The organism is Nocardia sp. NPDC050412, assembly GCF_044458825.1.
In the GTDB taxonomy this organism is placed as follows: domain Bacteria; phylum Actinomycetota; class Actinomycetes; order Mycobacteriales; family Mycobacteriaceae; genus Nocardia.
In genome coordinates, this window is record NZ_JBITIJ010000016.1 from 29,023 (window position 1) to 54,483 (window position 25,461).

General features: G+C 65.7%; 2 protein-coding genes (1 of these 2 only partly in view). Both read left to right on the plus strand.

Translation table 11 applies throughout. The annotated features are described in order from the left end of the window. On the plus strand, positions 1 to 17,694 hold the full coding sequence (locus ACIBI6_RS33705; RefSeq protein WP_396958900.1) for a non-ribosomal peptide synthase/polyketide synthase: 17,694 nt from the start codon (positions 1 to 3) through the stop codon (positions 17,692 to 17,694). Beyond that, positions 17,694 to 25,461: the 5' portion of a non-ribosomal peptide synthase/polyketide synthase gene (locus tag ACIBI6_RS33710; protein ID WP_396958901.1), read on the plus strand. It continues 17,450 nt past the right edge of the window; only the first 7,768 of its 25,218 coding nucleotides appear in the window; its start codon is at positions 17,694 to 17,696; its stop codon lies off the right edge, out of view. Before ACIBI6_RS33705 ends, ACIBI6_RS33710 begins: the two co-directional genes overlap by 1 nt.

Consider the following 25,461-nt stretch of genomic DNA (forward strand, 5'->3'; position numbering starts at 1 on the left):
GTGCACGGTACGGAGTTGGGTGGGGCGCGACCGGACGGGGCCCCGCGCCCGGCGAGTGACTGCTTACCGGAGGCTTCGGACAACCAGCCGTTTCCGCTCGCACCGGCGCAGCTGGGGGTCTGGTATGCGCAGTTGCTCGATCCCGACGTGCCGATCAATGTGGCCCAATACGTCGATGTGCCGGGCGTGCTGGATCCCGCGATCCTGCAGGAAATGACGGTCATCGCGGCGCGGGAATACGAATCGGTGCTGGTGCGCCTCGGTGAATCCGACGGCATGCCGTACCAGTGCGTCGATCCCGCGAATTCCGTCGATATCCAGGTGATCGACCTGCGCGAATATGCCGATCCGGTGGCCGCGGCACACGAATGGATGCGCGCGGATGCGAGCGCGCCGGTCGATATGCTGACCGATCCGCTGTTCGCCGGTGCCGTGCTGCACGTCGCTGACCAGCGGTGTTTCTGGTATCTGCGGGCGCATCACATCGTGCTCGACGGATTCGGCGCGCTGACCAATACCCAGCGGGTGGCGCAGCTGTATACCGCCAGCGTGCTCGGCAACGACCCGCAGGCGGTCCAGTCGGGTGCGCTGACCGAGTTGGTCGACAGTGAACGCGCCTACCGGGATAGCTCTCGCTTCGAAACCGACCGTGCGCACTGGGCTGAACGGGTCGCCGGGCTCGACGCTGCGACCAGCCTGGACGGGCGGAGCGCACCGCGTTCGGCGACCAATCTGATCGCGCGCCGGGTATTGCCGGACGCGCTGATCGAACGGATGAATTCGCTTGCTGCGAACCAAGATTCGACGATCGCGGTGGTGCTGCTCGCGGCCTTCGCCGGATATCTCGGGCGGTTCACCGATCGGGACGAGGCGGTACTGAGTCTGCCGGTGACGGCGCGCACCACCGCGCTCATGCGGCAGTCGGCCGGAATGCTGTCGAATATCGTGCCGCTGCGGCTCGCGGTCGACGGCACCTGGGGGGATCTGCTGCGGGCCACCCGCGTGGAGGTGGCGGGTGCGCTGCGGCACCAGCGGTATCGGCACGAGGACATCCGCCGCGACACCGAGCACGACGGGCGGCCAGCGCGCCGTGCGCTGTTCGGTCCGCTGGCCAACATCATGCTGTTCGGCAGCGAGTTGACGCTGGGCGATGCGGTCGGCCGGTACCACGTACTGTCCACCGGGCCGGTGGAGGATATGAGCCTCAATGTCTATTACGGCGAGCGCGACAGCGTGCACGTCGATTTCGAGGCGAATCCGAATCTCTATGCGGCCGATGACATCGCGCGCCATCAGACGCGGTTCGTGCGGTATCTGGAGCGGTTGCTGGCCACCGAGGTCGATACGCCGATGTCGGCGGTGGCCGTGGCGACCGAACTGGAACTCGAGGTCAGCACCCGGATCTGGAATGCGACCGGCTTCGATGTGCCCGCGGCGCTCGCCGGTGCGCCGACACTGGTTTCGATGTTCGAGGCGCAAGTCGCGCGGACGCCGGATACGGTCGCGGTGCAGTTCGCGGGTGTGCCGGACCTGACGTATCGAGAACTCGCGGCGCGCAGTAATCGGCTGGCACGGCATTTGATAGACCTCGGCGTCGGACCCGAGACGCTGATCGCGCTCAACATCCGTCGGTCGCCGGAGCTGGTGATCGCGATGTATGGCGTGCTTGCCGCGGGGGCGGCGTATGTGCCGCTGGATCCGGATCATCCGGCCGAGCGGACCGCGCACATTCTGGCGACCGCGCGACCGGCATGCGTGCTGACGACTGAGGCCACCGACCTTGCCGGAGTGCCGGTGATCCGTCTCGATGGGCTGGATCTCGCCGACTATGCGGATGGTCCGGTCTGGGATCGGGAACGTACCGCCGCGCTGCGGCCGAGTCAGCCCGCGTACGTGATCTTCACCTCGGGGTCGACCGGGCGGCCGAAGGGGGTGGTCGTCACCCACGATGCGATCGTGAACCGGCTGGTGTGGATGCAACAGCAGTATCGGCTGTCGGCCGATGATGTTGTACTGCAGAAGACGCCCGCTACCTTCGATGTGTCGGTGTGGGAGTTCTTCTGGCCGTTGCAGATCGGGGCGCGGCTGGTGCTCGCCGAGCACGACGGTCATCGCGATCCGGCCTATCTGCGGGCGGTGATCACCGAATATAATGTGACAACAGCACATTTCGTGCCGTCGATGCTGGAAGTGTTTCTGGCACAGTCGGAGTGCACCGGACATGCGGCACTGAGAAGGGTCTTCGCGTCCGGAGAGGCGCTGCCCGCCGCGCTGGCACAGCGGCTGCGGGTGCTGACCGGTGTGCGGCTGCACAACCTGTACGGTCCCACGGAGGCGGCGGTCGACGTCACCTTCCATGAAGTGACCGATACCGATACCCTCGCGGTGCCGATCGGCGCGCCGGTCTTCAATACCCGGCTCTATGTGCTCGATTCGCGGCTGCGGCCGGTACCGGTCGGGGCTGCGGGTGAGCTGTATCTGTCGGGGGTACAGCTCGCCCGTGGCTATATCGGCCGCCCCGGGCTCACCGCCGATCGGTTCGTCGCGGATCCATTCGGGTCGGCTACCCGGATGTATCGCACCGGTGATCTGGTGCGCTGGACTACGCACGGTGAGCTGGAGTACCTGGGCCGCACCGATTTTCAGGTGAAGTTGCGCGGGCTGCGGATCGAACTCGGTGAGATCGAAGCCGTGCTCGGAACCGTCGATTCGGTGGTGCGCGCGGTGGTCGTGGTGCGCGATGACGCCGGGGTGGGCGAACAGTTGGTCGGCTATGTGGTCGAGTCCGAGCCCGGCACCGTGTCTGCTGGCCAACTGCGCACCGCGGCGTTGCGCGCGTTGCCCGCGTATATGGTGCCTGCCGCGTTCGTGGTGATGGACGCGCTGCCGGTGAATGCCTCCGGCAAATTGGATCGTGTCGCGCTGCCCACGCCTGAGCGGGTCGAATACACCGCGGTCACCACGCCGGTAGAAGCTGTGGTCGCGCGGGTATTCGGGGCGGTACTCGGACACGATCACCTCGGGCGCGATGACGATTTCTTCGCCCTCGGCGGCAATAGTTTGGTGGCCACCCAGGTCGCGGCGCGTTTGGGCGCCGAACTGGGCTGTCGGCTCGGGGTTCGCGAATTGTTCACCGCTACCACGGTGTCCGCACTCGCCGAACTCATCGAGCGGGCGGGTGGATCCAGTGGCGTGCCGGTGCTCGCGCAGCTGCGGGCGCGACACCGGCCGCCGCTGGTTCCGCTATCTCCGGCGCAGCAGCGGATCTGGTTCCTCAATCGGTTCGAGACTTCCAGTGCCGGTTACAACATGCCGTTCGTGGCGCGGTTGCGCGGTTCGGTCGATATTTCGGCGCTGCGGCTGGCCTTGGCCGATCTGGTCGATCGGCATGAGGTGCTGCGCACGATCTTTCCCGCGGTGTCGGACGGCGTGGCGGCCCAGCAGGTCGTGCTGTCCACGGACGAGGTTGTCGTCGTGGGGGAGCCGGAATCGATCGGTGTGGCCGAACTGGACGACGAGCTGGCTCGGTTCGCGGCGCTCGGATTCGACCTGGGGCGCGAAATACCCATTCGGGCACGGATCTTCCTGGTCGATGACGAGAGCTGTGCGCTGGCACTGGTGCTGCATCACATTGCCGCGGACGGCTTTTCGCTGCGGGTATTGGCACGAGATGTGATGTCCGCGTACGGATTCCGGCATTCGGGTGTTGTGCCGGAATGGTTACCGCTGTCAGTGCAGTACGTGGATTACAGTCTCTGGCAGCATGAATTGCTCGGCTCCGCGTCCGATCCGAACGCTGCGCTGGCCCGGCAACTGGAGTTCTGGACCGCCACGCTCGCCGGTGCGCCCGATCTGATCGAGCTGCCCGCCGATCGGTCCCGGCCCGCCGTCGCATCCGGACGCGGTGCGGTCTTCGGATTCGAAATTCCGAGCGAGGTGCACGCCGGAGTCGTGCAACTCGCTCGTGCCCAGGGTGTTTCGAACTTCATGGTGTTGCATGCCACGCTCGCCGTGCTGCTTTCGCGGCTGTCGGGCAGCGACGACATCGTGATCGGCACGCCGGTGGCCGGACGTGGTGAACGGGCGCTGGACGATCTCATCGGCATGTTCGTCAACACCCTGGTGTTGCGAACCGTAGTCGATACCGCCGCGCCCTTCTCGGCGCTGCTCGCGAGGGTGCGCGAGACCGATCTCGCCGCCTTCGGTCATGCCGAATTGCCATTCGAGCAGCTGGTCGATGCCATTAACCCACCGCGCTCGCAGGCGCGGCATCCGATGTTCCAGGTATTGCTCGCTTTCGACAATGCCGCGGACATCGCGTTCGAACTCCCCGATTTGTCGGCCTGCACCAGTAGGCTGGACACCGGAGTGACCAAATTCGATCTCCAGCTCACGGTCACCGAAGGCTTCGCCGGTGCCGGACTCGGGGAAGGTCCGGCATCGGCGGGGGTTCGGGCGGAGTTCACCTACGCCACAGATCTATTCGACAAATCCACTATCGCGGACTACGCGCAGTGGTTGGTTCGGTTGCTACGGGCGATTGTTGTCGATGCCGAGCTAGCGGTGGGGGATCTGCCGCTGCTGGATATGGCGGGACGGCAGCGTGCGATCGAGTGCGGAGTCGCGGAGTCGTCGAGTCGTGTTGCGACACTGCTGGCCTCATTCGAGACGCAGGTACGGCGGACGCCCGAGGCCGTCGCGGTGGTCGACGGGGATAGCGCGCTGACGTATGCGGAGTTCTCGCGGCGGGTGAATCGGCTTGCTCGGCGGCTGATCGCCGCCGGGGTCGGGCCCGAGACGCTGGTCGTGCTCGGTATGCGGCGGTCGGCGGACTTCGTTGTCGCGGCCTATGCGGTATTGACCGCGGGTGGCGGGTATGTGCCGGTGGATCCGGATCAACCAGCGGCGCGGCGGGCACAGGTCGTTTCCTCGGCTCAGCCGGTCTGTGTGCTGACTCGGGCGGGTGACGGGTGGTCGACCGGGCCTTCGGTCCGGGTGGCGGATGCACTGGATTGCTCCGGCTATTCGGATGCGCCCGTGCTGGATTCGGACCGGCTGAGTCCTTTGCGCGCGACGAATACGGCGTACGTCATCTTCACCTCCGGATCCACCGGCGCGCCGAAAGGTGTTGCGGTGCAGCATGCCTCGGTGGTCAATCAGATCGACTGGATTGCCGACGAATACGGCATCGGCGCGGACGATGTGGTTCTGTTCAAGACTCCGTCGACCTTCGATGTGTCGGTGTGGGAGCTGTTCGCGCCATTGGCGCGCGGTGGGCGCGTGGTCGTCGCCGCGCATGACGGGCATCGGGACAGTGCTTATCTTGCGGCGACCATCGCGGCGCACCGCGTGACGATGACCTCGTTCGTGCCATCGATGCTGTCGGTATTCGCCGATGCCACCGGTATTGCCGAGATCGCCTCGTTGCGTGCGGTTTTCGTAGCGGGTGAGGCGATGACCGGTGAAGCCGCGGCGAGCTTTGCCGCGGTGTGCCGAGCCGAACTGCACAACTTATACGGCCCAACTGAATTCACGGTGCACGCCACTTATGCGGCCGTCGATGCCGGCATGTCAGGGCCGGTGCCGATCGGTCGGCCGGTTCGTTCGAGTCAGTTGCTGGTGCTCGACGCCCGGTTGCGGCCGGTGCCGGACCTGGTCGTCGGCGAGCTATATCTCTCCGGCGTTCAGGTGGCGCGCGGGTACCACGGGCGGACGGAATTGACCGCCGAGCGGTTCGTGGCCGATCCGTATGGCCCGGCCGGTGCCCGGATGTATCGGACCGGTGATCTGGTGCGACGCAATCGGGCCGGGGATCTGGAATACCTGGGGCGCGGTGACTTTCAAGTCAAGCTGCGGGGGCAGCGGATCGAGCTCGGTGAGATCGAGGCGGTGCTCGTCGCTAACGACGATGTGCGTTCCGCGGCTGTGCGGGTATTTTCGCATGCCGCGGGTGAGCTGCTGGTCGCCTATGTGGTCGCTGCAATTCCGGAGACAGAACTGGCCGAGGTGCTCCGGGAGCGGCTGCGCGCTGTGCTGCCCTCCTACATGGTGCCGACGGCCTATGTCGGACTGGCGGAAATGCCGCTGACCAGCTCGGGCAAGTTGGATCGCAAGGCATTGCCGGATCCGGTGCCGACCGCCGGAAAATTTCGTGCGCCTGTCACCCCTACCGAGCATGCGGTTGCCGAGGTATTCGCGGCGGTGCTCGGTCTCGATCGGGTCGGGCTGGACGATGACTTCTTCGCGCTCGGCGGAAACTCCCTGGTGGCCACGCAGATTGCGGCGCGGATCGGGACGGTGGTCGATGCCGATATTCCGGTGCGGCTGTTGTTCGAGCATTCGACGGTGGTCGCCTTGGCCGCGCATCTGCCCGGTTCAGGGTCTGCGCGACGGGCGTTGGTCGCCCAGACCCGCCCCGATGTGGTGCCGCTTTCCTATGCGCAGCAGCGGATGTGGTTCCTCAATCAGTTCGATGCCGCCTCGGTTGCGAATAATCTGACTGCTGCGGTGCGACTGATCGGCGCGCTCGATCTCGGTGCGTTGACCGATGCGGTTGCCGATGTCATCGCCAGGCATGAGGCGCTGCGCACGAGGTATCCAGCGGTTGACGGTGTTCCGCGTCAGGAAGTGCTGCCGGTGGATGCGGTTTCGCTGGCGCCGGAACCGGTTGATGCCACGGAATTGGCTGATCGGATTCGAGCGTTGGCGGCGATGCCTTTCGCGATCGACCGTGAGGCGCCGGTTCGGCTCACGCTGCTGCGCACTGGGACCGAGCATGTGCTGGTTGTATCCATCCATCACATCAGTGCGGACGGTTGGTCCATCGCGCCGCTAACTCGGGATCTGATGGTCGCGTATGCCGCACGTCGCGTGGGTTCGGAGCCGAACTGGGTGCCGCTGCCGGTGCAGTACGCCGATTACACACTGTGGCAGCGGGAAACGCTCGGTGCGCAGGAGGATCCGGAATCTCTGATCGCCGAACAGATCCGGTATTGGTCGAACGAATTGGCCGATCTGCCGGATGTGTTGACACTGCCGGGGGATCGGCCCCGTCCGGCGGTCGCGTCGGGGCGTGGTGCGCGCTATGCCTTCACTATCGATGCCGCGACCCATCATCGGCTGCGTGATGTGGCCGAGGGCGCGAACGCCTCCCTGTTCATGGTGCTGCATGCGGCATTCGCCACGCTGTTGGCGAAACTCGCTGGGCAGCAGGATATTGCGATCGGGACTCCGGTCGCCGGGCGCGGTGCGGCCGCGCTGGACGGGCTCGTCGGCATGTTCGTCAACACCCTTGTGCTGCGGACCGATGTGCGGCCCGAACTGACTTTCGCCGAGCTGATCGCGGCGGTTCGCGACGGTGATCTGCGCGCCCTCGCACATGCCGATGTGCCGTTCGAGCGGCTCGTGGAGGTTTTGCATCCGGAGCGTTCCGCGGCACGGCATCCGCTGTTCCAGGTCATGCTCGACTTCCAGAACACCGCGCAGACCAGCCTGGAGTTGGCCGGTCTAGCCGCCTCGATGCTCGATATCGATACGCGAACAGCGAAATTCGATCTGCAACTGACGCTGTCGGCGGACGCAGCCGATATGGCAGCAACTTTCGAGTACGCCACCGACCTGTTCGATGCGCGGACGGTCGCTTCGTTCGCGACTCGACTGCAGCGCGTGCTCGATGCGGTCGCCGATCCACACGTGCGGATCGGTGATATCGATCTGCTCGCCGACGATGAGCGCGCGCTGATCCTCGACGCCTGGAATGCGACAACACATCCGGTGGATGTCGATGCAACGTTGGTATCGCTGTTCGAGGCGCAGGTCGCGCGGACTCCGGATGCCCCTGCGGTCACCTTCGAGGGCGAGTCGCTGGCCCACCCGTCGCCCGACCACCACCCCCCATCGAGTCGCTCCGTGACGCTGGCCCACCCGTCGCCCGACCACCACCCCCCATCGAGTCGCTCCGCGACGCTGACGTATGCGGAATTCGCGGGTCGGGTGAATCGGCTCGCGCGGCTGCTGGTGTCCATCGGGGTTGGTCCGGAGACCACGGTGGCCATCGGTATGCGGCGGTCGGTGGATCTGGTCGTGGCGATTTACGCGGTGCTCACGGCGGGCGGTGCGTATGTTCCGGTGGATCCGGAGCATCCGGCCGAGCGTGTCGGCCATTCGCTGCGGATGGCGCGCCCGGGGTGTGTGCTGACCCGCTCGGAGGATGGGCTGGATCTAGGCACCGACCGTGCGTGGGCGGTGCTCGACGTGGATCTGTTCGACACCTCCGATTACTCGGATGCGCCCCTAACCGACGACGATCGGCTCGGCCCCTTGGTGCCGGGCAACACCGCGTACGTGATCTTCACCTCCGGATCGACGGGGCGGCCGAAGGGGGTCGCGGTTTCGCATGCGGCGATCGTCAATCGTCTGGTGTGGATGCGCGAAACCTACGCGCTGACCGGTGCTGATGTGGTGCTGCAGAAGACGCCCGCCACCTTCGATGTGTCGGTTTGGGAGTTCTTCTGGCCATTGCAGGTCGGGGCGCGGTTGGTGGTGGCGCGGCCGGATGGGCATCGTGATCCGGCGTATCTGGCGCGGGTTATTCGTCGCGAGCGGGTCAGCGTCGCGCATTTCGTGCCGTCGATGTTGGTGGTGTTCGTCGCGGAACCGGCTGTGGCTGAGTGTGATTCGCTGCGGATGGTATTCGTGTCAGGGGAGGCATTGGCCCCCAAGCCTGCTCATAGATTGCGTGAGCTGACCGGTGCGGCAGTACACAATCTGTACGGTCCGACCGAGGCAGCGGTGGATGTCACCGGCCACGAGGTCACCGATGCGGATGTGGATACCGTGCCGATTGGTGGGCCGGTATTCAACACCCAGGTCTATGTGCTCGATGCGCGGTTGCGTCCGGTGCCGGTGGGGGTTGCGGGCGAGTTGTATCTGGCCGGTGCGCAATTGGCGCGCGGATATATCGGACGACCGGATCTGACGAGTGATCGGTTCGTTGCGAATCCGTTCGGCGATGGTGCGCGGATGTATCGCACCGGGGATCTCGTGACCTGGCGTGCGGATGGGGTGCTCGAGTATTCGGGTCGCACGGATTTCCAGGTCAAGCTGCGTGGTCTGCGGATCGAGCTCGGTGATATCGAAAGCGCGCTGACCGCGATGGATTCGATTGCGCAGGCGGTGGTTGTGCTGCGGGATGAGCAGCAACTGGTCGCATACGTCGTCGCGGAAACGCAGGTCGATTCCGATGCCCTGAAATCTGCTCTGAGCATGCAACTGCCCGCGTATATGGTGCCGGCGGCGTTTGTCGTACTCGATGACTTTCCGCTGAATGCCTCCGGAAAGTTGGATCGGAAGGCCTTGCCGGCGCCCGTATTCGAGGCTGCTGTTTTCCGCGCCCCTGTCACGGCGACCCAGGAAATCGTTGCGCGGACCTTCGCTGAAGTGCTGAATGTCGAACTGGTCGGGCTGGACGACGACTTCTTCGCCCTCGGTGGAAACTCACTGAATGCCACGCAGGTCGTGGCCCGTTTGGGCGCGGCGCTGGATATGCGGCTGCCGGTGCGAATGCTGTTCGAGGCAGCCACGGTTGTGGCATTGGCGACCGCGACCGAGGCGCATGAGGGGCGCGGATATGTCGCGTTGAGCCCGCGCTCGCGCCCAGCGCGGATTCCGCTTTCACCGGCTCAGCAGCGTATGTGGTTCCTCAACCGATTCCTTGCCGACGATTCGGGCGATGCCGTGGACAACATTCCGGTGGCGCTGCGGCTCACCGGCGATCTCGATGTGGCGGCATTGTCCGCCGCGCTGGCGGATGTGGTCGCTCGGCACGAGACGCTACGGACGATCTACCCGGAAAGCCTCGATGGCGCGGTGCAAGTGATCATCCCCGCGGCGCAGGCTATTGCGGCTTTGCGGCCCGAGCTTGTCACCGAGGCGGAACTCGAACCGAACCTTTCCGCATTCGCGGCGACCACCTTCGATCTGACCACGACGGTGCCACTGCGGGCCCGACTGTTCACGGCTGGCAACGAACACGTGCTTGCGCTTGTGCTGCACCATATTTCGGCGGACGGCTTCTCGCTCGGACCGCTCGCCAGCGATCTCATGACCGCCTACGCCGCGCGCCGTGCCGGCACCGCGCCCGCATGGCCGGCATTGCCCGTGCAATACGCCGACTACACACTCTGGCAGGCCGAGACGCTGGGCGATGAAGCCGATCCGGAGTCGCAGGCGCACCGGCAGCTCGCCTTCTGGCGGTGTGCGCTGGCGGGTCTGCCCGAACAGTTGGAGCTGCCCACCGATCGGCCGCGACCTGCAGTCTCGTCATATCGCGGCGACACCCACCGGCTCCGCATCGACTCCGATCTGCACAGTGAACTGCGCGAACTGGCCCGCAAGCGGGAAACGACGCTGTTCAGCACAGTGCATGCGGCGCTCGCGGTGTTGTTGTCCCGATTGTCGGTCAGTGCGGACATCGCAATCGGCACGCCGGTCGCCGGTCGCGGTGACGCAGCGCTCGATGGGCTGGTCGGGATGTTCGTCAACACCCTGGTACTGCGCACTCACATCGACACCAGGGCGCGCTTCGAGACGGTGCTGGATACCGTTCGCGCACAGGATATCGAGGCGCTGTCGCATGCGGATGTGCCGTTCGAGCGGCTGGTCGAGGTCATTGCGCCGGCGCGGGCGCAGAATCGGAATCCGCTGTTCCAGGTGGCGTTGACCTTTCAGAACTTCAAGCTTGCGTCGCTCGAACTACCCGATCTCGTGGTGCGCCCGGTCGAATTCGATGCGGCGGCAGCCAAATTCGATCTGCAGTTCACGGTGGTCGAATCCGATGACGCCGGTGGCCGTGCCGATGGCATGGACATCGAGATCACCTATGCGACCGACCTTTTCGATGCGGGCACAATCGCGATTTTGGGTCGTCGGTTCACGCAGGTGCTGGCCGCCATCGCCGCGGATGCCACGGTGGTGGTCGGGGATATTCAACTGCTCAGCGCTGAGGAACAGCACCGCGCGCTGCACGAATGGTCCACTCCGACAAGGGCTTATGTCACCGCGACGGTCACGCTCGCCGAGAGGTTCGCGCTGGCCGTCGCGATCGATCCGACGGCCGTCGCGGTCCGCGCAGACGCCCGATCGTTGACCTATGCCGAACTCGACGCCTGGTCGAATCGGCTGGCGCGGCGGCTCATCGCGGCCGGGGTCGGACCCGACGCGCTGGTGGCGGTGGCGCTGCCGCGGTCGGTGGAACTCGTCGTCGCATTGGTCGCGGTGATCAAGGCGGGTGGCGGATATCTGCCGATCGATCCGAATTATCCGGCCGATCGGATCGAATACGTACTCGATGATGCCCGCCCGATCTGTGCGATAACCAGCGCCGGAACCGGATTGGCACCCGGCTGGTTCGGCGGGCCGGTAATCGATATCGCGGCCGGGAATCAGCGTTCGACCGCTATCAGCCAGGCGGAGCGACGTAGGCCGCTGAATCCGGCGCATACGGCTTACGTCATCTATACCTCCGGATCCACCGGGCAACCGAAGGGCGTGGTCGTCCCGCACCGCAATGTGTTGCGCCTGCTGGATAACACCCAGTGCCACTTCGAGTTCGGACCCTCGGATGTCTGGACGCTGTTCCACTCCTACGCCTTCGACTTCTCGGTCTGGGAGCTATGGGGTGCACTGCTGCATGGTGGCACGCTCGTGGTGGTCGACTACTACACCTCGCGCTCACCGGAGCAGTTCCTGGAACTGCTTGCCGAGGAACGGGTGACGGTGTTGAACCAGACACCGTCGGCCTTCTATCAACTGATTGCCCCGCCGCCCGCCGAACTCAGCTTGCGCTATGTGATTTTCGGCGGCGAGGCGCTGGAACCGCAGCGGCTCGGCGCCTGGTTCGCCAGGTATCCGCGCTCGCCGCGACTGGTGAATATGTACGGCATCACCGAGACCACCGTGCATGTGTCCTACCGGCCGATCGAGGTCGGTACCGGTTCGGCGAGTGTGATCGGTGGGGCCATACCCGGATTGGTCGTGCGGGTGCTCGATGCGCGGCTGCGGCCGGTGCCGGTCGGCGTGCCCGGCGAGATCTACGTTTCGGGTGGTCAGTTGGCCCGCGGCTATCTCGGACGGCCCGCGCTCACCGCGAGCCGGTTCGTTGCCGATCCGTACGCCGGGGACGGTGCCCTGGCGTATCGGACCGGTGACCTCGCACGGTGGACCGTCGACGGTGAGTTGGAGTATCTGGGCCGGGCCGACCAGCAGGTGAACCTGCGCGGGTTCCGCATCGAGTTGGGAGAGATCGAGGCAGCGCTACTGGACGCGAGCGCAACGGTGCGCGAGGTGGCGGTGGTCGTGCGCAGCGATCTGGTGGATGAGCCGCGCATTGTCGCCTATGTGGTCGGCTTCGCTGGGATCGATGCCGCTGACCTGCGACAACAACTCGCGCGGCGGTTACCCGAGCATATGGTGCCAGCCGCGATCGTGGGGGTGCAACGAATTCCCTTGACCGTCAACGGGAAGCTGGATCGGGCCGCGCTGCCCGCACCGGAGTTCGAGGCGTCGACCTACCGCAAGCCGGGGACGGTCGTCGAGGAGATTGTCGCGGGCGTCTTCGCGGATGTGCTCGGGATGGCCGAGGGCGGTCTGGTCGGTGCGGATGACGACTTCTTCGCCCTCGGCGGTTCTTCCCTGCTGGCCGCCAAGGCCGCGGCCCGCATCGGCGCGGCGCTCGGGCGCACCGTTGGGGTGCGTGCGCTGTTCGAATCGCCGCGGGTCGCCGACCTCGCCGCAGCGGTCGGCACGAGCGATCCGGCTGCGCCCAGGCCCGCACTGGTGGCGGGGGCACGTCCGGGCCGGATTCCGCTTTCCCCGGCACAGCAGCGGATGTGGTTGCTCAACCGGTTCGATCAGCACTCGATTGCCTACAACATTCCGGTGGCGCTGCGGCTCACCGGCGCATTGGATATCGCGGCGCTACAAGCCGCGGTCGCGGATCTGATCGGTCGCCACGAGTCGCTGCGGACTCGATACCCGGAGATCGACGGTGCGGCGACTCAGCTGATCGTGCCCGTCGCGCAGGCGATTCCGTCGCTGTATCCGATCGATATTGCCGAAGACACCCTGTCGGAACGCGTTCGGGAGCTGGCCGCCACTACCTTCGACGTGACCGTCGATATCCCGGTCCGGATGCGGCTGTTCCGGATCGGGGGGCGCGCGGAGTTCGTATTGGCGGCGGTGCTGCATCACATTGCCGCCGACGGATCCTCGCTCGCGCCGTTTGTCCGTGATCTGATGTTGGCTTACCGCGCACGCTTGGATGACAGCGCACCCGGTTGGACGCCGCCCACCATGCAGTACGCGGATTACGCACTGTGGCAGCGTGAACTGCTCGGCAGCGAGGACGATCCCGAATCGCTGTCGGCACAGCAGATCGCGTACTGGACCCGGACGCTTGATGGACTGCCTGATCAGCTGTCCCTGCCGACCGATTACCCGCGGCCCGCCCGGCAGAGTTTGCGTGGCGCGAAGGTGGAGTTCGCAATCGACGCGCGATTGCACAGCGCGCTCGTCGCGCTCGGACGACGCAGTGGCGCAACGCTGTTCATGGTTGCGCATGCCGCATTCGCCGCGCTGCTCGCTCGGCTGTCCGGCAGTTCGGATATCGCGGTCGGGACGCCGATCGCGGGTCGCGGCGATGCGGAACTCGACCATGTGATCGGCATGTTCGTGAACACGCTGGTGTTGCGGACTCGGGTCGATGGCGCAGACAGTTTCGATGCGCTGCTCGGGCGGGCCAGGGCGGCCGATATTGCCGCATTCTCGCATGCGGATGTGCCGTTCGAGCGCCTGGTCGAGGTGCTGAACCCGGAACGATCGACAGCGCGGCATCCGCTGTTCCAGGTCGGACTTTCGTTCCAGAATCACGAGCGCGGTGAACTGAAGCTGCCGGGGCTCGAAGTGAGTGAGCTCGAATTCGACAGTGGGGTAGCGCAATTCGATCTGCACTTGTTCGCTGTCGATCACTATGGTGCGGATGGCGCGCCTGAGGGTATCGATATCGCGCTCGGCTACGCAACGGACCTGTTCGAGCGCACCAGTGCCCAGCGGTTCAGTGAGCAGCTTTTGCGGCTGCTGGAAATTGTTGTCGCTCAGTCGGATACGGCTGTCGGTGCGTTGGATCTGCTGGGCGCGGAGCGTGCGCGGTTGCTCGAAGAGTGGAATCGGACCGCGCATTCGGTTGCTTCGGCGACGTTGGCGGATCTCATCGACGCCCAGGTGGCGCTGTCCCCTGAGGGCGTTGCGTTGATCGATGCGGCCACCGAATCAGTGCTCACCTATGCCGAATTCGACGCTGCGGTCAACAGGTTGGCGCGCAAGTTGATCGCGGACGGGGTCGGGCCGGAGGCGACCGTCGTGCTCGCCATGCGGCGCTCGGTCGAGTTGGTCGTCGCCATGTACGCGGTGGTACGTGCCGGGGGCGCCTATGTGCCCATCGCCCCGGACCATCCGGCTGACCGGATCGCGTATGTCTTCGAGACTGCCGCGCCCGTGTGTGTGCTCACTACCTCACGCGATGGCTTGCCAATCGAAACACCGCTTTCCGCGATGGAAGTGGATCACCTCGACCTGACGAACTACGCCGCAACTCCGATCGCGGACGACGAACGTGCCCGACCGTTGCGGCCCGAGCATCCGGCATATGTGATCTTCACATCCGGGTCGACCGGACTACCCAAGGGCGTCACCGTTTCGCATGCGGCGATCGTCAACCAATTGGCCTGGCTGCGTGACCGATTCGCGCTCGGGCCGAGCGAGTGCGCGCTGCTCGAGACTCCGGCGACCTTCGACCTGTCGGTGTGGGAGTTCTGGTCGGTCCTGACGACCGGCGGTCGCCTGGTGGTGACCGAGCCCGGCACTGAGCGCGACCCCGACCGACTGCTGGACCTGATCGAACGATATGGGGTGACGGTGCTGCACGCCGTACCGTCACTGGTCGGCATGCTGCTCGCGGTATCGGATGCGCCGCTGCCGAATTCACTGCGGCAGGTGCTCGCCATCGGTGAGGCGCTGCCTTTGGCCACCGCGATCGAATTCCGCCGTCGGGCCGGCGTGCGACTGTTCAACCTGTACGGCCCGACCGAGGCGGCCGTATCGATCACGGCCTTCGAAGTCGACGCGGACCCGATCCATCTCGTCCCGATCGGCGCACCCGTCTGGAACAGTCGGGTCTACGTGCTCGATGCACGGTTGCAGCCGGTGCCGGTGGGTGTGCCCGGCGAGTTGTATCTGGCCGGTGCGCAATTGGCGCGCGGCTATCAACGCAGGCCCGCGCTGACCGCCGACCGTTTCGTCGCGAATCCCTTCGCCATGGGTGCCACGATGTACCGGACCGGCGACATCGTCCGCTGGCGTTCGGAGGGCGTGCTGGAATACCTGGAGCGGGCGGACTTCCAGGTCAAGATCGGCGGCTTCCGGATCGAGCTCGGCGAGGTGGAGGCCGCGCTGCTGCGGCTGCCCGAGGTGCGGGCCGCGGTCGCGGTGGCGCGCGATGACGATCACGCCGGAGCTCGGCTCGTCGCCTATGTCGCGGTGCCGGACTCGACGGCGGATTTGGCCGGTGCGTTGCGTACTGCGGTGGCTACCGAGCTGCCCACCTACATGCTGCCCGCCGCGATTGTGGTGCTGGAGTCGTTGCCGCTCAATGCCAATGGCAAGGTCGATCGGGCCGCATTGCCCGAGCCGGTATTCGCCACGGCTGCTTTCCGCGCGCCGACCAGTGAGTTGGAGCGATTGGTCGCGGCCACCTTTGTCGAGGTAATCGGGGCGGCCGAGAAATCGGTCGGGCTGGATACCGATTTCTTCGCGCTCGGGGGCAATTCGCTGCTGGCGACCCGGCTTGCGGCGCAGCTGGGTTCCGCACTCGGAGTGCGGGCCCCGGTGGCCGCGGTCTTCGACGCGCCGACTGTCGGGTTGCTCGCCGCGCGACTGGCCGAACTCGGCGACGCCAGGCCCGCGCTTACCCGACGTCGCGGTACCACACCCGCCCCGCTATCGCTGGCACAGCAGCGGATGTGGGTGGTCAATCGGCTGGCTCCCGATTCCTCGGCCTACAACATCCCCGCAGCGCTGCGTCTGACCGGTGCACTGGATATCGCTGTCCTGCGCGCGGCCATCCAGGACGTGATCGAACGCCACGAAACCCTGCGTACCCGGTACCCGGATGCCGAACCCGAGCCGGTGCAGCAAGTGCTGGACGTTGCCGATGTCGACCTGCAACCGATCCTGTTGGCACAGGATGAAATCGACGCACGCATCGCTGAATTCGTCGCCGCCGGTTTCGATATCACCGCAGCACCACCGGTCCGCGCCGTATTGTTCCGCACCGACCACGATGAGCACGTGCTTGTCGTGGTGCTGCACCACATCAGCGCCGACGGCTATTCGGTCGCACCGATGACGCGGGATCTCATGCGTGCCTACGTCAGCCGGACCGCGGGCAATGCGCCCGACTGGGAGCCGTTGTCGATCCAGTACGCCGATTACAGCGTGTGGCAACGCGCGGTGCTCGGCTCCGACCACGATCCGAGCAGTCTGCTGTCACGGCAACTCGGCTATTGGACGACGGAATTGGCGGGCCTGCCCGAGGTACTTCCATTGCCGACCGATAGACCGCGTCCGGCGCGCCGGGATATGCGTGGTGCCACCGTTGGTTTCGAGGTCGACGCAGTACTTGCCGGGCGGATGGAAGCGGTCGCCCGCGCGCACGGCACTACGTTGTTCACCCTGATCCACAGTGCGTTCGCGGTCCTGCTCGCCAAGCTGTCGGGCACACCCGATATCGCCATCGGCGCACCGGTCGCGGGACGCGGCGAACGCGCGCTCGACGATCTGATCGGCATGTTCGTCAATACCGTTGTGCTGCGCACCGAGATCGATGCGCGCGCCCGCTTCGCGGATCTGCTTCGGCAGGCCAGGGATCGCGATATCGCGGCGCTGTCACATGCCGACGTGCCGTTCGAGCGGGTTGTCGATGCTGTGGGCCGGACCAGGTCCAGTTCCTATACGCCGCTGTTCCAGGTGATGTTCACCTTCCAGAACATGCCGTCCGGCCGAGTGGCGCTGCCCGGGCTCGGGGTCGAGGTGCTCGATCTGGCGCTGGTCGAGGCCAAATACGATCTGCAGCTCACCGGCATCGAGTTGTTCGATGCCGCCGGCGACCTGGCCGGATTGGATATGCGATTCGGTTACGCGACCGACATTTTCGATGCCGCGACGGTCCGACTGTTCGCCGAGCGGCTACTTTGCATATTCGAGGTAATCGCGCAAGACCCCGCCACCATCATCCGCGCCATAGACATTCGCGGTGAACAGCCACGTGACGAACAGGCGTCCCTGCCCACGCTGATCACCGCCGCCGCCGAAATCAGTTCCGGTGCCGTCGCTTTCACTCACGACGTACATACGGTGACCTTCGGCGAATTGGCCGCCAAACTCGCGACGGTCGCCAAGGCCATGGGCGCGACCGCGAAACCGGAAGCGCTCATCAATGTTGCCCTCGCCGGGCTGGTACCCGGCCTTTTGGTCGCCCTCGGCGGCAGTGGTCTCGCCACAGTCCTGCGGACCCTGCGCACCGAGGCGCGGGCCGTACTCGCCAACTCTGGTTCGGAAATCGATTCGGAAGGAATCAGCTGATGTCCCAGGCAGAATCGGTCGCATCCAGCAAACTCGGCAATCGTATTGCCGCCTACGATCATTCGGCACTGCGCCGAGCGTACGGACTCGACGATTTACCCATTCTGATCGATAAGGTCGCCGAATTGGACCCGGAGCGGGTCGCCTTGCGGTACGACCGGACCACCATCACCTACGGTGTGCTGGCCACCGAGATCATGGTGCTGGACGAGGCGATGGGTGGCGGTCTCGGTGCTGACGCACTGGTATCGGTCGTCGTCTCGAGTCAACTGCCCGCCCTGCTGGAGTCCGGAGACGGTGCACTCGGCACTGTGCTGGAGCAACTGCTCGATGATGCGTTGGCGGCGGCGGCCCATGTGCTGCCGTCGATATTCGCACCGATCGAGACCCTGGTCAGCGAATTCGAGGAGCAAGTGCGCCGGACGCCGGACGCGATTGCCCTCGAATACGCGGGTGCGACGCCGGCCCACCCGTCGCCCGACCACCACCCCTCATCGAGTCGCTACGCGACGCTGACGTATGCGGAGTTCGACGGCCGGGTGAACGCCCTTGCCCGGCGGCTGGTCGACCTGGGTGTCGGCCCGGACAGCCTGGTGGGGCTTGCCGTGCGGCGCTCGTTCGACCTGCTGGTCGGCATGTACGCGATCCTCAAGGCGGGCGGTGCGTATGTGCCGATCGATCCGGAGCATCCAGCCGAACGCATCGGTTACGTGCTCGAGGTCGCCGCACCGGTCCTGGTTCTCACCACGACCCACGATCAGCCGGAACTCGGACCGAATATCCCGGTACTGCGAATCGACGAGTTCGACACTGTAGCGGAAGAAGCGTCGATCGATGACCGGGCGCGGCTGTCGGCGGACAATACTGCCTACGTCATATTCACCTCCGGATCGACCGGCCGCCCGAAAGGTGTTGCGGTATCACATCGTTCGATCATGGCCAACCTGCGGTGGCGACAGCGGCTGTATCGACTACGCGGCAATGATGTGGTGCTGCAGAAGACGCCGTTCACCTTCGACGTCTCGGTGTGGGAGTTCTTCTGGCCGTTGCAGGTCGGTGCGCGGCTGGTGATCGCGGCACCGGATGGTCATCGTGATCCGGCATATCTGGCGCGCACGATCGCCGAACGTGGTGTCACCGTCGCGCATTTCGTGCCCTCGATGCTCGCGGTATTCGTGGCCGAACCGGAGATCGAAAGTGCGGCACGGACGCTACGTCGGGTATTCGCCTCCGGCGAGGCGCTACCCGCGGCTACCGCGGCCGCCTTCCGCGATATCAGTGGCGCGACACTGCACAACCTGTACGGCCCCACCGAGGCCGCCGTCGATGTCACCGCGCACGAAGTCACCGCCGCCGACAGCACGACCGTGCCCATCGGCGCGCCCGCCGATGACACCGAATTGCTGGTATTGGACGACAATCTGCGGCCGGTGGCCAGTGGCGTCGTCGGTGAGCTGTATCTCGCCGGTGTGCAGTTGGCCCGCGGCTATGTGGCCCGTCCGGGCCTGACTGCCGACCGCTTCGTGGCCAATCCCGAGGGCGCACCTGGTGACCGCATGTATCGCACCGGTGACCTGGTCCGCTGGCGCACCGATGGTGACGGCGGCCCGGACGAACTGGAATATCTGGGTCGCATCGACTTCCAGGTCAAGCTGCGTGGGCTGCGGATCGAACTCGGCGAGGTCGAGGCGGCGCTGCTGCGCAATGAGCACGTCGCGCAGGCCGCGGTGCTGCTGCATCGGCATGCGGGCGGCGATCACCTGGTCGGATACGTGGTGGCCGACCGCGGCGTCACCGTCGATCCGGCCAGCGTGCTGGAATCCACGCGCCGGCACCTACCGGACTACATGGTGCCGTCACTGGTGGTCGTCCTCGACGAAATGCCGATCAATGCCAATGGGAAGCTCGATCGGCGCGCACTGCCGCAACCGGTATTCGGATCGGCCGCATACCGGGAACCATCGACCGAGACGGAGGTGGCCGTCGCCGAGATCTTCGGCGAACTGCTGCAGACGGATCGGGTGGGCGCCGACGACGATTTCTTCGCGCTCGGCGGCAACTCGCTCATTGCCACCCGCGCCATTGCCCGAATCGGGGCCGCGCTCGGCATTACCGTCGACGTCCGCGATTTTTTCGACCGCCCGACGGTAGCGGCACTGGCCGGGCTGGCACGGACCGGAGCCGCACGACCGGCCCTCACGGCAGCCGCACGACCGCGGCACATTCCGCTGTCTCCGGCGCAGCGGCGCATGTGGTTTCTCAACCGGTTCGGCACGCACACCGAATCCGCGTACGTCTTCGATACCGCCGCTGTGGACAATATCCCGGTCGCACTTCGGCTACGCGGTGCACTCGAAGTCACCGCGCTGTCCGCGGCGATCACCGATCTCGTTGTCAGGCACGAGATTCTGCGCACGGTGTACCCGCAGACCGCCGACGGTCCGGCTCAGGTGGTGCGTCCGGTGCATGCCGTGTTCGACCTGTCGCCGAGCGATATGCCCGAGACCGAACTCGCCGCCGCTGTATTGGCCAGCGCGGTACAGGGATTCGATGTCGCCGAGGAGATCCCGGTCCGGGTGCGGTTGCTGCGCAGCGGACCCGAGGACCACACGTTGGTCCTGGTGGTGCACCATATCGCCGCCGACGGTGTCTCGATGGGCCCGCTGATGCGTGATCTCGTCACCGCCTATGCGGCCCGTCGCGCCGGACGCCGACCGGACTGGCCGCCACTGCCGGTGCAGTACGCGGACTACGCGCTGTGGCAGCGGCAGGTGCTCGGCGACGAGGCCGATCCGGAATCGGTGGCCGCCCGCCAGCTCGGGTTCTGGGCCGCTGAATTGGCCGATCTGCCCGCACAGCTGGATCTGCCCACCGATCGGCCCCGGCCCGCGGTCGCGTCCTACCGCGGGGCGACTCATGAGTTCGCCATCGACGCCGAGCTACGTGAAGCGATCGACCGGGTTGCCGCCCGCAGCCGCGCCACGCCCTTCATGGTGCTCCATGCCGCACTCGCGGTCCTGCTCGCGCGGCTGTCGGGCATCTGCGATATCGCCATCGGCACACCGGTCGCCGGCCGTGGCGATCGTGCCCTGGACGATCTCGTCGGCATGTTCGTCAATACGCTTGTGCTGCGTACCGAGGTGCGGTGCGAGCTGAGTTTCGCCGACCTCATCGCCTATGCGCGTGAGCGCGATCTGAATGCCTTCGCGCACAGCGATATTCCTTTCGAGCGGCTGGTCGAGGTGGTGAATCCGGCGCGTTCCCAGGGCAGGCATCCGCTGTTTCAGGTCGCGCTGTTCATGCAGAACATCGGGCCGGTCGCATTGACGATGCCCAGCCTGGACGCGGAGCTGGTCGATTTCGATCCCGGCTTCGCCAAATTCGATCTGCAGCTGACACTTTCCGATACCGACTGTGGCTGCCGCGCCGAATTCACCTACGCCACTGACTTGTTCGACACCGCGACCGTGCGTGAGTTCGGTGTCAAGTTTCTCCGGGTGCTGCGCGCGGCGACCGCCGATCCGGATATCGCGGTCGGCGATATCGAACTCCTCGACGCGGGCGAACTCGATTACGTCACGGCCAGCTGGAATGCCAGCGGGCACAAGGTCGCCGATCGGTTTCTGCACGAAGGCCTCGACAGCCAAGTGCGCCGCACACCGAATGTCGTTGCCCTGGTTTCCGAGACCACCGAACTCACCTACACCGAACTGTCCGAGCAAGCCAATCGCCTCGCGCGCCTGCTGATCAGCACCGGCGTCGGCCCGGAATCGCTGGTGGTGCTCGCGATGCCGCGCTCGATCGAGTTGGTGGTCGCGATGTACGCGGTGCTGCGCGCCGGTGGCGCCTACGTGCCGGTGGATCCCGAGCATCCGGCCGAACGCATCTGGCACATCCTCGATACCGCTCGGCCGCATTCGGTCCTCAGCACCCGCGGTACCGGTTTCATTCTCCCCGCGACCGTGCCCCCGAGCGTGCACCTGCACCATATCGACGAACTGGACCTATCCGAGTACTCGGCGGCGAAGATCGCCGATCGCGAGCGCCGTGCGTTGCTGCGGCCCGAGCACCCCGCCTATGTAATCTTCACCTCCGGATCGACGGGCCGACCGAAGGGCGTATCGGTCGAGCACCGCGCCATTGCCAACCAACTCGCCTGGATGCACGCCGAATATCGGCCGCGCGTCGGCGATGTCTATCTGCAGAAGACCGCGACCACCTTCGACGTTTCGCTGTGGGGCTACTTCCTGCCGCTGCGCGCGGGCGCGACCCTGCTACTCGCCGCCCCCGATGGCCACCGCGATCCGCGCTACCTCGCGGAAACCATTGCCAGCCATGGCGTCACACTGACCGACTTCGTGCCATCGATGCTCGCGGTATTCGCCGCCCATGCCGATGCGAGCGAACTCGATTCGCTGCGCGATGTTTTCGTCATCGGGGAGGCGTTGCCGCCGGAGACCGTCGCGGCATTCCATGCGGTGAGCGATGCCGCGCTGCACAACTTGTACGGCCCGACCGAGGCGGCGGTATCCATCACCTATCGCGAGGTCACGGTCGACGACGAGCTGGTGCCGATCGGCGAGCCGGAGTGGAATTCCCAGGTCTATGTGCTGGATGCGCGACTGCATCCGGTGCCGATCGGGGTATCCGGCGAATTGTATTTGGCCGGTGACCAGCTGGCTCGCGGCTATCACGGCCGGGTCGACCTGACCGCGGATCGTTTCGTGGCCAACCCTTTCGGCAGAGCGGGTGCGCGGATGTATCGCACCGGGGATCTGGTGCGCTGGAGCGCCGATGGGGAACTCGTCTACCTGGGCCGGATGGACTTCCAGGTGAAGTTCCGTGGCCAACGCATCGAGCTCGCCGAGATCGAGTCCGCGCTACTCGCGGTGCCGGAGGTGAGTCAGGCCGCGGTGCGGCTGATCGATGGCGACTATCTCGCGGGATACGTGATTCGTACGCCAGGCAGTGCTTTGGATCTGGATGCCGTCAAGGCCGGGCTTGCCCGGCGTCTGCCCGGATATATGGTGCCGACCACGCTGGTCGAGCTGACCGAATTCCCGCTCAACACCAGCGGCAAGCTGGACCGCACGGCGCTGCCGGTGCCGGTGCTGCGGCAGCAGAGTTTCCGTGCACCGACCAATGCGGCACAACGGCTGGTCGCCGCGGTATTCGCCGAGGTACTGCGGGTGGAACGCATCGGCCTCGACGACGACTTCTTCGCGCTCGGCGGCAGTTCGCTGGACGCCACCCAGGTCACCGCGCGGACAGGGGAGGCCATCGGCACGCGCATCCCGGTACGCGCGCTATTCGATGCCTCCACGGTCGAGGGATTCGCCGCCGCCGTCGACGCACGCAGCAGGGCGGGTGCGCCCGCACGGCCGCTGGTGCGCCGCGAGCGTCCTGCGCGCATTCCGCTCTCGCCCGCCCAGCAGCGGCTGTGGTTTCTCAACCGGATCGAAACCCAGGACGGCGGCGCGAGCGTTTACAACCTCCCGGTCGTGCTCCGGCTCACCGGCCGACTCGATGTCAGCGCGCTCGAGCGTGCGGTACTCGATGTGCTGTCCAGACACGAATCTCTGCGCACCATCTACCCGGACAGCGAATCCGGTCCATGCCAGTCGATTCTTCGCCCAGCAGATATCGGCCTGACCCTCAATCCGGTACCAGTCGAACGTGCCGATCTGACCGCTGCCATTACCGCGATCACGACCGCCGGATTCGATGTGACAACCGAACTCCCGTCGCGCATAGCGTTATTGAGCGTCGATCGGGTCGACGACCGGCGCGGCATCTCCGGTGACGAATACGTGCTGGTCTTCGTCGTCCACCATATCGCCGCCGACGCGCTATCGATGACGCCGCTGATCACCGATCTGGTGCACGCCTATCTCGCCAGATTGACGAGCCGGAGGCCGGATTGGCGCGAGCTGCCGGTGCAATACGCGGATTACAGTCTCTGGCATCGCGAACTGCTCGGCTCCGAGGAGCAGCCGGGCGATCCGGCATATCAGCAGTTGCGATTCTGGCGCGCCGCCCTCGACGGCATGCCGACCCAGCTCGCACTACCGACCGACCGGCCCCGTCCAGCGCTGCCCTCCAATCGCGGTGCCGCAGTGGATTTCGAGATCGAGCCGGAGTTGGCCGCCGCCCTTCGGGTACTCGCACATCGCAGCGACGCAACTCTTTTCATGGTGCTGCACGCGGCCTTCGCGGCGACGATCGCCAGGCTGAGCGGCACCGGTGACGTGGCGATCGGCTCACCCGTCGGCGGTCGCGGCGAACGTCAACTCGACGCGCTCATCGGCATGTTCGTGAACACCGTGGTACTGCGGACCCCGATCGATGCCGCGGCCACCTTCGCCGAACTCCTTGCGGGCGTGCGTGCTCGCGATCTCGCGGCCTTCGCCAATGCCGATCTGCCGTTCGAGCGGCTTGTCGACGCCATGGCGGGGGACCGGAGCACCGGCGCGCACCCGCTGTTTCAGGTGATGTTCAGCTTCGGTACGGCACCGCGGATCGTCGCGGGCAGTCGGGCACTCGAGGTGCCGTGGCTGGCGGTGGAACCACTCGAATCACCTGATCCCACGGCGAAATTCGATCTGCACATGGTTGTGAACGAACGTGCTGGTGATCACGGGCTCACCGGGAGTCTGCGCTATGCCACCGATCTATTCGATGCGTCGACCGTGGCCGCGTTCGTCACCCGCTTCCGGCGCCTACTCGCCACCGTGTCGGGCGCGCCACAGATCCGGATCGGCGATATCGAGCTATTGGCCGCCGACGAGCGGTCTCTGTTGGACCGCTGGAATGAAACCGGACACGCAATTGACGAAACCGCGACGCTTGCTTCGTTATTCGACGCGCAGGTCACTCGTACCCCACAAGCACCGGCGCTTACCTTCGAGGGCACAACGCTGTCCTATGCCGAATTCGCCGGACGGGTGAACCGGCTGGCGCGATGGCTCATCGAACAGGGCGTCGGACCGGATTCCCTTGTCGCACTGGGTATGCGCCGTTCCGTCGATCTGGTGGTCGGCACGTATGCGATTACCGTGGCGGGCGGTGGCTATGTACCACTGGATCCGGATCATCCGGCCCAACGCACCGGCCACATCCTCGATACCGCTGCTGTGCTCTGCGTGCTGACCGCAGGCATGGATTTGGATATCGCGGCCACGCAGGTCCGTATCGATCGGCTCGACCTTTCCCAGTATTCGGCCGCGCCGATTACCGACGCCGATCGGCGCGCGCCGCTGCGGGCAGCCAATACCGCCTATGTCATCTTCACCTCGGGCTCCACCGGTCGGCCCAAGGGGGTCGCGATGAGCCACCGCGGCATTGTGAACCGGTTGTTGTGGATGCAGTCGGCGCATGTCGCGCTCGACGGCACCGATGCGCTGCTGCAGAAGACGCCGGTGACCTTCGATGTTTCGGTGCCGGAATTCTTCTGGCCGTTGCAGGTCGGTGCCCGGCTGGTGCTGGCTCGTGCGGATGGTCATCAGGATCCGGTGTATCTGGCGGAGCTGATTCGGCGCGAGTCGATTACGATCGCGCACTTCGTGCCGTCCATGCTGGCGGTCTTCGTCGCGGAGGATATCGACGTGCCCACCCTGCGGCACGTGTTCTGCTCGGGTGAGGCGCTGCCCGTGACAATCGCGCAGCGAGCGCGGGCTGTCACCGGCGCGTGTGTGCACAACATGTATGGGCCCACGGAGACGGCAGTCGAGGTCAGCGCATACGAGGTGACGGATGCCGATAGCGGTG